9 protein-coding genes, 1 tRNA gene and 3 pseudogenes are annotated in these 9,761 nt (G+C 60.7%); 6 read left to right on the forward strand and 7 right to left on the reverse strand.

What is annotated here, in order from left to right:
- A pseudogene (locus ACP151_RS20795) lies at positions 1-226 on the forward strand (IS5/IS1182 family transposase); the annotation flags it as partial.
- A gap of 51 nt (positions 227-277) precedes the next feature.
- Here the strand turns inward: ACP151_RS20795 and ACP151_RS20800 are convergent.
- Positions 278-598, reverse strand: a pseudogene (locus ACP151_RS20800) (Lrp/AsnC family transcriptional regulator); the annotation flags it as partial.
- A 72-nt stretch (positions 599-670) separates the two neighbouring features.
- On the opposite strand from ACP151_RS20800, the gene ACP151_RS20805 reads away from it, so the two are divergent.
- Positions 671-1,267 carry a LysE family translocator gene (locus ACP151_RS20805; RefSeq protein WP_424980734.1) on the forward strand — a complete coding sequence of 199 codons (597 nt, stop codon included), beginning with the start codon at positions 671-673 and terminating at the stop codon, positions 1,265-1,267.
- Between the two features lie 3 nt (positions 1,268-1,270).
- On the opposite strand, the gene ACP151_RS20810 is transcribed toward ACP151_RS20805, so the two are convergent.
- The gene (locus tag ACP151_RS20810; protein WP_424980735.1) at positions 1,271-2,101 is read right to left on the reverse strand and encodes an AraC family transcriptional regulator; all 831 of its coding nucleotides are present in this window, start codon (positions 2,099-2,101) and stop codon (positions 1,271-1,273) included.
- A 125-nt stretch (positions 2,102-2,226) separates the two neighbouring features.
- On the opposite strand from ACP151_RS20810, the gene ACP151_RS20815 reads away from it, so the two are divergent.
- Entirely contained in the window at positions 2,227-3,189 is a 963-nt protein-coding gene (locus ACP151_RS20815) for an acetyl-CoA carboxylase carboxyltransferase subunit alpha (protein WP_424980736.1), read from the forward strand.
- A 316-nt stretch (positions 3,190-3,505) separates the two neighbouring features.
- On the opposite strand, the gene ACP151_RS20820 is transcribed toward ACP151_RS20815, so the two are convergent.
- The 4 genes from ACP151_RS20820 to ACP151_RS20835 all read right to left on the reverse strand — a co-directional run bounded on the left by ACP151_RS20820 (position 3,506) and on the right by ACP151_RS20835 (position 7,716).
- A protein-coding gene (locus ACP151_RS20820) for an IS5 family transposase (RefSeq protein ID WP_424980737.1) occupies positions 3,506-4,269 on the reverse strand; the annotation gives its coding sequence in 2 pieces (ribosomal slippage) (positions 3,506-3,951 and positions 3,951-4,269; 765 coding nt in all).
- Positions 4,270-4,388: 119 nt separating this feature from the next.
- A complete protein-coding gene (locus ACP151_RS20825) occupies positions 4,389-5,045 on the reverse strand; it encodes a GntR family transcriptional regulator (protein WP_424980738.1) in 657 nt (218 codons plus the stop codon).
- Positions 5,046-5,099: 54 nt separating this feature from the next.
- Positions 5,100-6,908, reverse strand: coding sequence for an adenylate/guanylate cyclase domain-containing protein (locus ACP151_RS20830; protein WP_424980739.1), 1,809 nt, complete (start codon positions 6,906-6,908; stop codon positions 5,100-5,102).
- A 121-nt stretch (positions 6,909-7,029) separates the two neighbouring features.
- On the reverse strand, positions 7,030-7,716 hold the full coding sequence (locus ACP151_RS20835; RefSeq protein ID WP_424980740.1) for a M48 family metallopeptidase: 687 nt from the start codon (positions 7,714-7,716) through the stop codon (positions 7,030-7,032).
- A 100-nt stretch (positions 7,717-7,816) separates the two neighbouring features.
- Here ACP151_RS20835 and ACP151_RS20840 point away from each other — a divergent pair, with 100 nt between their 5' ends.
- Both ACP151_RS20840 and ACP151_RS20845 read left to right on the forward strand, forming a co-directional pair.
- Complete coding sequence (locus ACP151_RS20840) at positions 7,817-8,143, forward strand: TIGR02300 family protein (protein WP_424980741.1); 327 nt, start codon at positions 7,817-7,819, stop codon at positions 8,141-8,143.
- A gap of 184 nt (positions 8,144-8,327) precedes the next feature.
- Positions 8,328-8,403, forward strand: a tRNA-Ala gene (locus ACP151_RS20845).
- 547 nt (positions 8,404-8,950) lie between these two features.
- Here ACP151_RS20845 and ACP151_RS20850 read toward each other — a convergent pair.
- Positions 8,951-9,103, reverse strand: a pseudogene (locus tag ACP151_RS20850) (zinc ribbon domain-containing protein); the annotation flags it as partial.
- A 403-nt stretch (positions 9,104-9,506) separates the two neighbouring features.
- On the opposite strand from ACP151_RS20850, the gene ACP151_RS20855 reads away from it, so the two are divergent.
- The coding region (locus ACP151_RS20855; RefSeq protein WP_424978662.1) for a transposase at positions 9,507-9,761 on the forward strand (255 nt) is incomplete at its 3' end.

The raw sequence follows: 9,761 nt of genomic DNA on the forward strand, positions 1-9,761 counted from the left end.
CGAGATACTGCGCGCTTCGCAACGCTTCGGCAGGGCGCTGTGGAAACGATGGAGTGGTTATCACATCCGAAGTCGCGTGGAGGCCAAAATGCTATGCCTCAAGGCATTCGGCGAACGCATCATGGCGAGGGACCCAGACAGACAAACCGCCGAAATCCACATCCGCATCGCTCTCATGAACCGATTCTCGGCCCTCGGCACCGCCGAGATCGTGTGTGATGGATGAATCCGCCGCGGAAAGGGGAAGCTCGTCCTCAAAACGAGTTGCGCAACAACGCCATTCGATGGTGCCGGTGATATTGTGGCATTCCACCACCTCAGGCGCGGCATTCATCGCATGTTCAAAGGCTTCTTGCGCCTCTTTGGTATGCTCCCCCAGACCGACCCCGATATAGGTGGCAAAACCCACCCCGAGTTTCTGCCGGTCCAGCACCGCACGGTAACCGCAGATGACGCCGGAACGCTCCAACTCTTGCACCCGACGCAGGCAGGCAGAGGGTGAAAGACCCACACGCTCGGCCAGTTCCAGGTTGCTGATCCGGCCGTCGCGGGATAATTCCTGCAATATATGTTTACTTATCTTATCATTCTTAGGCATTAATTGCGATACTAGGCAAAAAACGCTTCATAACGCAATTTCATTTGGTTGGTTTCGCGCGATGCTCTGCAAATGACTTATGAATTGCTGCTTGCCTTGGCCGGGTTTGTGTTCGGCACCGTCTTCACTCCCGGACCCAACAACCTGATGCTGATGGCCTCCGGTGCCAATTTCGGGTTCCAGCGCACGATCCCGCATCTGCTGGGGGTGGCGATCGGCTTTCCGGTCATGATCCTGCCGGTGGGTCTGGGCGTGATGCAGCTGTTTGATGCTTTTCCGCCGCTGACCTGGGTCATGACGGTGCTGTCGGTCATCTACATGCTGTGGCTGGCATGGAAGATTGCCAATGCTGCCCCGCCCAAGGAAGGCGAGGCGCAGGGTACTCCCCTTAGCTTTGTGCAAGCCTGTGCCTTTCAGTGGGTCAACCCCAAGGCCTGGGCGATGGCGCTGGGGTCGATCACGCTATACGCAGCCAGCCGCGATCTGAGCGCGATCCTGTGGGTGTCCGGCACCTATCTGCTGATCGGCTGCTTGTCGGCCTCGACCTGGACCATGCTGGGCCTGCAGCTGCGCCGCCTGCTGACCAATCCGGCGCAGCTGAGACTGTTCAACTGGACCATGGCGGCGGTGCTGGTGGTTTCGCTGGCCGCGATCCTTGTGCAGCAATGAGGCTTACTTCAGTGGCAGGCAAATCTCCGTCAGAAGGTCCTCCGGCGCGGTATCGCGGGGATTATTGAGATAGACCTCATAGCAGGGTTGATCGGCTGGCTCCTCGCCTGACTGCGGCAGCCAGTTGCCAAACAGGCTGTCATAGGCGGAATGGATGCCCGAATAGGGCCCTTTGTAGGTCAGTACCGCGGTTCGCCCGCCCGGCAGGTTCACTTCCTCCAGCCCTTCGGGCAAATCGCCGCCCAGCTCGGCCCCGGCAAAACTGCGCAGATCAGCCTCGGCCACATCGTCGGGGCTGTCGAAATAGACGCCCAACATGGCGCCGACCTGCGGCCAGAGCTGGCGGCTTTCGCAGATGGCGCCGAAGGCTTCAAAGCTTTTGCCGATTTCATAGTAGGCGCCCTTGTGCGACAGGCCGGCAAGGCGACGGGCGGGGTCGGTGCGGGTGATGACATCATGCATGGGATAACTTCCTGTTCTGAGAGTTGGGTTCGGCAGCCCGATCTTGCCGCCGCAGCGAAAGACCGCGGGGCTGCTGCCATAGGCTTCAGAGAAAGCGCGGGAGAAGCTGCGCTGATTGGGATAACCGACACGGGCCGCAATCCGGGCCATGGGCATATCCCCGATCACCAGCCACACCGCAGCACGGTGCAGCCGGATACGGCGCACGGTCTGGGCGCAGGTCTCGCCGGTGAGCGCCCGGAACACCCGGTGCCAGTGAAACCGCGACATGGCCGCAACATCCGCCAGCGCATCCAGCGACAGATCGCCATCGGTGTTGTCGTGGATATAAGCCAGAACCCGCAGGATCCGGTCTTCGTAGCTAGCGGCCATTGGCGGCGTCTCCCTGTCTTTCTCTGCCCTCACCTCATGCCACGGCAGCAAATCACAAATCTTGCTGAGTTGCATCTTGGCGCCGCTAAGGCCATATAGCTGCAAACCTGCGGAGCAGAGGCGAGATGACCCAGTATCTGGAATTTGAAAAACCGCTGGCCGAAATCGAAGGCAAGGCGGAGGAGCTGCGGGCGCTGGCGCGCGCGAATGAGGAAATGGACGTGGCGGATGAGGCCGCGGCGCTGGACGCCAAGGCGGCGCAGCTGCTGCAGGATCTCTACAAGGATCTGACCCCCTGGCGCAAATGCCAGGTGGCGCGCCATCCGGAGCGGCCCCACTGCAAGGACTATATCGAAGCGCTCTTTACCGAGTACACGCCGCTGGCGGGCGACAGGAACTTTGCCGACGATCTGGCGGTGATGGGGGGGCTTGCGCGCTTCAACGATCAGCCCGTCGTGGTGATCGGCCATGAGAAAGGGTCTGACACCAAGTCCCGCATCGAGCGCAACTTTGGCATGGCGCGCCCCGAAGGCTACCGCAAGGCGATCCGCCTGATGGAAATGGCCGGCCGGTTCAAACTGCCGGTGATTACCCTGGTGGACACCGCCGGGGCCTACCCCGGCAAAGGCGCCGAAGAGCGCGGCCAGTCCGAGGCAATCGCGCGCTCGACAGAGATGTGCCTGAAGATCGGTGTGCCGCTGATTTCGGTGATCATCGGCGAAGGCGGGTCCGGCGGTGCGGTGGCCTTTGCCTCCGCCAACCGCGTGGCGATGCTGGAGCATTCAATCTATTCGGTGATTTCGCCAGAGGGCTGTGCCTCGATCCTGTGGAAAGATGCCGAGAAAATGCGCGAAGCAGCCGAAGCCCTGCGCCTGACCGCGCAGGACCTGAACAAGCTGGGCGTCAACGACAAGATCATCCCGGAACCGCTGGGCGGTGCCCATCGCGACGCAAAGGCGGCGATCGCATCCGTCAGCAGTGCCATCCAGGAGATGCTGGACGAGCTGAAGGACATGGACAGCGCAGCGCTGATCAAGGACCGGCGCCAGAAATTCCTGGACATCGGCTCCAAGGGGCTGGCGGCCTAACCGCCCAGCGCCATTGATATATGAGGAAACCCGGCCATCAGGCCGGGTTTTGCATATCGGCAACGCCTGTGCCGGGTGACTGCAAATCCTTTCGGCCTCTGGGCTCGGATTGAGGCCCGTCAAACGAAAACAATGCCTCCCCGGAATGTCCGGAGATCCTGTCGGTGTCACCTTGGAAGCTATCATTGCCGGCAACGACATGGATATTGCCGGTAATCAGGTTGTTGTGTTCATTTCCGGTCACCTAGCAATCTAGAAGATGCCGCTCAGCTTCGTCACAAGGCAGACACGCAGCCAGCTGCCAAACTAGGGCCTGTTAACACTTAATCATATCGACGATGAGTGCGAAGTTGAGGAAGGCGCGATACATCACGTCGAGCTTTTCGAACCTTGAGAAGATGCGCCGGTATCCTTTCAGCCTTCGAAACAGTCGTTCAACCTCGTTGCGCCGTTTGTAGATGGTCCGGTCGTAATCCCATTTGATCAGCCGGTTCGCCTTTGGCGGAACAACCGGGACCATGCCCAGGTCAAGCACCAACTGGCGCGTTTCATCGCCCTCATAGGCCCGGTCCATGATCATTGCGGCACCTTGGGGCGGTGATCGCCAGCGTTCCAGCAGGGCGCGGCCTTCGGGCGCGTCGTGCGCATTCCCGCCAGATAGGCTGAACGTCAGTGCAAAACGGTCATTTGCGGCGCTCAGGTGGACTTTGGTGTTCCATCCGCCGCGTGATTTACCAATTGCTTGCGGGCCGTTTTTTTGGGCGCGCCGGTCCCATCGGGATGCACTTTGACGCTGGTACTATCGAGGCCCAGACAATCAACAGACACGCGGATCATGTGATGTTGCTGAAGCGCGTCAAATAGCCGGTCCAGAACGCCCGCGCTGGCCCAACGGCGCATCCGGGTGTAAACCGTGTGCCACTTGCCGAAACGCGGCGGCAAAGCCCGCCACTTGCAACCGTTCTCGGCGACAAAGAGGATGGCGTTAATCACGGTTAGGTTCGAAACCCGCACATTCCCGCGCTGGATTGGCAAGTAGGGCCTGATCAGAGCGTACTGCTTTTCTGTTATCTCATTCATAACAGATATTTAGAAAAAAAACAGCACTATGCAATAGCGTTAACAGGCCCTAAGCGAATTTTCACTGATCTCGCGCCAATCAGTCCAACTACCGTTAGGGTGCTGGCTTTGAAACCGCCCTAGCCCGCCAGCAACCGCAGCCCCTGGGTTACGTCCGAGCGAACCGCCAGCCGCAGGCCGGGCTCGTCGCCGGCTTTCAGCGCGGCAATGATCAGGCGGTGGTTTTGCGGTGGATCGGTGCGGCGCAGGCGGCCGTAAAGGGCGCGCATGGTAGGGCCAAGCTGCAGCCAGACGGTTTCCGCCATCGCCAGCATGGCCGGTGCCTGGGCACGCAGATAGAGAGTGCGGTGAAACTCCAGATTGGTGCGGATATAGCCGACCGCATCGCGTTTGGAGACCATTTCGGCAACGTTGGAATTGATCGTCTGCAGCCGGTCGATCAGCGCCATATGGGCGCGCGGCAGGGCACGGCTGGCCAGCTCCACCTCCAGCAGCGCGCGTAGCGCGGCCAGTTCCTCGATCCGTTCGTTTGTCAGCTCCGGCGTGGTGACCCGGCCGGAAGAGGACAGGAACAAGGCGCCCTCAGCGGCCAGGCGGCGCACTGCTTCGCGCGCCGGCGTCATCGATACCCCGAATTCACCGCCGATGCCGCGCAGGGTCAGAGCCGCGCCGGGGGTAATCTCGCCATGCATGATGCGGGTGCGCAAAGTTCGATAGACACGGTCATGGGCCGGGGCCGAAGCGGTGTCCTGGGTGGGGCGAGTTGCTGAATTCATCCCTTCATGTGATCACAAAAGCCGCCGCGGTCAACCGTCCAATTTCCTGCGCCTTCAGGGACGGCCAGCCAATCCGGCCAGGCTGAGACCTGTGCGCAGGGCGCGCCGCGGTGCATCCGCGGAATAGGGAAAAGCCGCCGCCGCCTGATCCACGGTCAGCGGCGCCCCCTTGAGCAGGGCGCAGGCCGCCGCAGCCGCGTCAAACCGGCCCAGCGCGGCCAGGCTCGCGCAGCGCAGAACCGCGGCCAGCTGCGCCTCAGGCTCCAGCGCCAAGGCCGCTGCTGCGACTGCGGCGGCCTCGCCACCCTGCCCTGCCGCCAGATGAAACGCAGCCTGCACTGTCAGGGCCATCGGCTGCGGCAGCGGATCGAGCTGATAAGCCCGGTCCAGCACCTTTTGAGCCCCGCCATTCTGACCGGCCAGATGCAAGAGCCAGGCACGCAAAAGCTGACCCTGGGCATCGTTTGGATACGCCTCTGCCAATTGTTCCGCCAGGCCCAGCGCCGTGTCGGGATGGCCTGCGAATTGTGCCGCCAGCGCACGCAAATGCAGGACGGCAGCCAGCGGCGGCAAGCCTTCGACCATCCGCGCTGCCTCCGCCGCACGCTGTGGCAGAGCTGCTACGGGGCCAGTTAGCAAATCCAGATGCCACAGCGCCGCCAGCGCCTGCGCCTGTGGCCAGTCCGGTGCCAACTGAAGCACCCGGTGCAGGGCCTGCGCTGCCCCGCTGCTGCGCCCCTGCTGACGAAGGCTGCGCGCAGTAAACAGCTGCGAAACCGCGCCATCGGGCCTGGGCGGTGTGTGTATTTCCGGCAGCGGTTTGCCGAAATACCGGACGATGCTTGCCGCAAGCTGCGGCGCCAGAGACGCGGCTGCCTGTGGCGGCTGCGGCGGCAGGATGCTGAGCGGCTTGGCACCGGTCTCGCCGCCGGGCACTGCCTGCAGAATTTCCAGCCGTACGCCATCCTCCAGAGTGCCGGGCAAATGGCCTGTGACCACGAAATCCGCCCCCAGAAGCACCGCAGCCTCTCCTGGCAACAGGCCCGCAGCAGCACGGGTGCTGGAAGGCGCGATGATCCGGATATCGCTGGCGGCAGCAAGGCTGCGGGTTACCTCCTGTGACAGCATCCCTGCAATATCCGGCTGCAGGGTCTCTGCGGTGAACGGCAGCACTGCGATCACCGGGCTGCCCTCAAAGGTGGCAGCTGGACGGCCTGCGGCAGGGGCAGCAGCATTGCCCAAGCGGCCAGAGTGCTGCCAGCCCCAGAGCCCGGCCACAGCCGTCACCGCACCAAGCCCCCCTGCAAGCAGCAACATCGCCGGCCGCATCCCCCTGTGCAGGGCTGGTTCCTGCGCCAGCGACTGGAAGCTGCGACGCAGGGAAGGCAGCGAAGTCAGCTCCTCACCCAGAACATACACCTGCACCGGATCCGGGATGTTCTTGACCTCATGCTGGCCAAAATCTTCGAAATCATAGGGAATACGGTTGCGGACCTGATCATAAGCGGCCGCCGAGAGCGCCACCCCACCTGGCTGTGCGAGACTTTCGAGCCGTGCAGCAATGTTGACTTCATCTCCGAAAACATCGCCCTGGACGATCAGCACTTCGCCCAAATTGATGCCGATGCGCAGCCGCAGATGACGGGTGCGTGCTGCGTCCGCCTGAATTTGCGCGGCCGCCTCGACCGCTGAGATCACACTGGGAAACAGCGCCAGCACCCCGTCGCCCATCAGCTTGGTAATCCGGCCGCCATGATTGCGGATGGCAGGGGCAATCAGGGTCTGCTGCTGAGCCAGAACCTGGTTGAGCGTGCCCGCTTCGTCTTCGGCCATCATCCGGCTGAAGCCGGATACATCCAGCATGAAAATGGCGGCAAGGCGCCTTTGCGGCTTGTCTGACACAGGCACGGACCTCTGACTGGGAACTGGCAACAACAACGGATGCCAGCTTAGCCCGCGCATTGGCCGGCCCAAAGCGCTGTTTCTATTCGCCGAAACGATAGCGGTGCAGAGCGGCGCCGTTTTCGCGCAGCCAGGCGCGCGGCTCCTGCCATCGGCCGTGAATGCGTTCCACCGTATCCCAGAACGCCTGCGAGTGGTTCATCTCTGCCAGATGCGCCACCTCATGGGCAGCAACATAACGCAGCACCGAAGGCGGCGCCAGGATCAGCCGCCAGGAATACATCAGCCCGCCATCCGCGGTGCAGGACCCCCAGCGCGAGCGGGTGTCGCGCAGGGAAAGGCGGCTGTAGCCCCGGCCCAGCCGGGCAGCGTAGAAATCGGAAGCCTCAGCCAACCGATTGCGGGCCAGCTCCTTCAGATAGCGTTGCAAAGGTCGACCAGGATTGGCCCCCGGCACTGCTACGCGGCCGGCATCCAGAAGGATGCGCCGGCCTTCTGCCTGCTCGATCACCCGGTCCTGACCGTCGATCGGCAGCACCGCGCCGAAATCAGCATCCACCGCTTCCGGCTGTTTCGCCAGATTGGCCCGGATCCAGTCGGCTTTCTCCTCGGCAAAGGCCAGCGCAGTCTTCTCCGGCAGGGTTGCGGGCAACGTCAGCGTCACCCGCCCGTCCAGCGAAGAGATACGCAGGCTGATCCGCCGCGCCCGTGCAGACCTGCGCAACGTCAGCAGCACCGGGGGTGTCCCGGACAGATGATATTCGGCCATGCAAGCGCCCTTTCCAGGCTTTGGCTTTGACAGTGCTTCCCTCATATGGCAAGGCACCTGAATCGTCGATACGACTCACCAGTAAATCAAGGGGATCCACATGCCCAAGGAAGAATGGGGTGTAAAGCGCGTCTGCCCGACCACTGGCAAGCGCTTTTATGACCTGAACAAGGACCCGATCGTCAGCCCCTACACGGGCGAGGTCGTCGAGCTGAGCACCGGCAAAACCCGGATGATCGAAGCCGATAGCGAAGACGCCGCCACCCTGAAGGCCAAAGAGAACATGGACACCGAGGACGTGGTTCTGGACGATGACGACGAAGTCGATGTCGATCTGGGCGATGATGTCCTGGATGATGACGATGATGAGGACAACGTCTCGCTGGACGACATCGCCGACATGTCTTCGCCTGAGGACGATTCCTGAGGCTGCTCAAGCGGTTCGGGGGCGTGGCCTGCGCGCCCCGGACTGCCCGCTCAGGGGGGGTGGAAAAAATTTGAAACCCGGCACATTTTCCGCTTGCAGCCCGCGCCCCTGTCCCGTAAACGACGCTCACACCGCAAGACAGGCCAGACTGGAAACGGAACGGCACTGAAAAGCGGACAGGTTTGGGGCCTTAGCTCAGCTGGGAGAGCGCCTGCATGGCATGCAGGAGGTCAGCGGTTCGATCCCGCTAGGCTCCACCAAATCTTCATTACCTCCTTCGGAAGTGCTTAACGCTTTGAAAATCAAGGTGGGTTCTGGTGTTCGAAACCCTCGTTTTAAGGAGTATCTAGGAGGTTCGGCAAAACAGGTGCGCAGAACTGCTTGCTTCGTCTGCATACCCCCATTTCTCCATATTTTTGAAGGACTTGAGAGAACTTCACGGGAGTGTTCGAACATTTCCTGCGAGATCTCCGGAGCTTGCCCCAGCTTTTCCCTCTGCAACTCTTTTAGCCTCAGATTTTCCTGAAGATCCTTAAACAACTCTTTTAGAGCCGCGATGATTTCAGGGTCGCTCTCACTGACAATTCTGCGTAGCAGTTGATTGTGCTGCTCCCTCAACCCCGTGAGCTCCCTTTCCAGAAAGGTCCTGTCCCGCTGAGCATTACGCCTTTTCCTAAGCACGGCTTCTTTAACAAATGCCTCGAAGACCTCAATGGCAGCCTTACTCGGTGTCATTTGCGTGAGCATCGCCTCAAGCCCTGCGTGAATTTCCCCCCTACGAACGGACTTTCGACAGCTGACACAGCCCGATGTTTTGCAAAGGTAATATGGATACCGTTTCCTCCTCCCCTTCGACCAACACGCTGTCATTCGGCCACCACAATCCGCACAAACCAAATACCCGCGGGCGGGAAAGTCCTTTGATCGACTTACGCGTTCGCTCCGACAAGACAAAGCCATCTTTTTCTGAACAAGCTTATAGGTTTCCAAGTCAATCGCTGCTGGAACGTTTGCCTTTGTCAACGGCACATCCCATTTTGGATAATCAAGATACCCCGCATAGAGCAGTGTCTTTAGAAGCTGACTTACTCTTTCGAATGTAACCGTTCGAGCATTCTGAGACTTAAGAAAGGGAGCTTGCTCCAAAAGCCACCCACGAAGCTCACTCCGGTTTGCAAATCGACCGAAGGCGTACCCCTCAAAGGCCTCACGCACGATACTGAAGTGAGGTTCATGCGATATTATTATTCTTTTGCCGGAGGACAGCCGCTTTGAACGAAACCCATAGGGAAGTCTAAAGGGCGTTGTTGCACAAAGGCCGTAGAGGATTCACTTTGCGAATCCCGTAGGTTAGATCGGCGGCATGCCGAAGCCTGCCTCTTCCCGCTATCGAACAACGAACTGGTCCAACTATAACGCATCACTTCGAAAGCGCGGCTCTCTGCTGGTCTGGTTTGACCGCGACATGACCTGGTTCGCCGAGCGATGCGGCAAACGCGGACGACCGGAGACCTTCTCCGATGCGGCCATCCAGTTCTGCCTTAGTGTGAAGGTATTGTTCGGCCTGCCATTGCGGCAAACGTCCGGTATGGTTGCGAGCCTGCTGAAGATGGCGGGA

The sequence above is a fragment of the Leisingera sp. S232 genome (genome assembly GCF_049800895.1).
Classification (GTDB): domain Bacteria; phylum Pseudomonadota; class Alphaproteobacteria; order Rhodobacterales; family Rhodobacteraceae; genus Leisingera.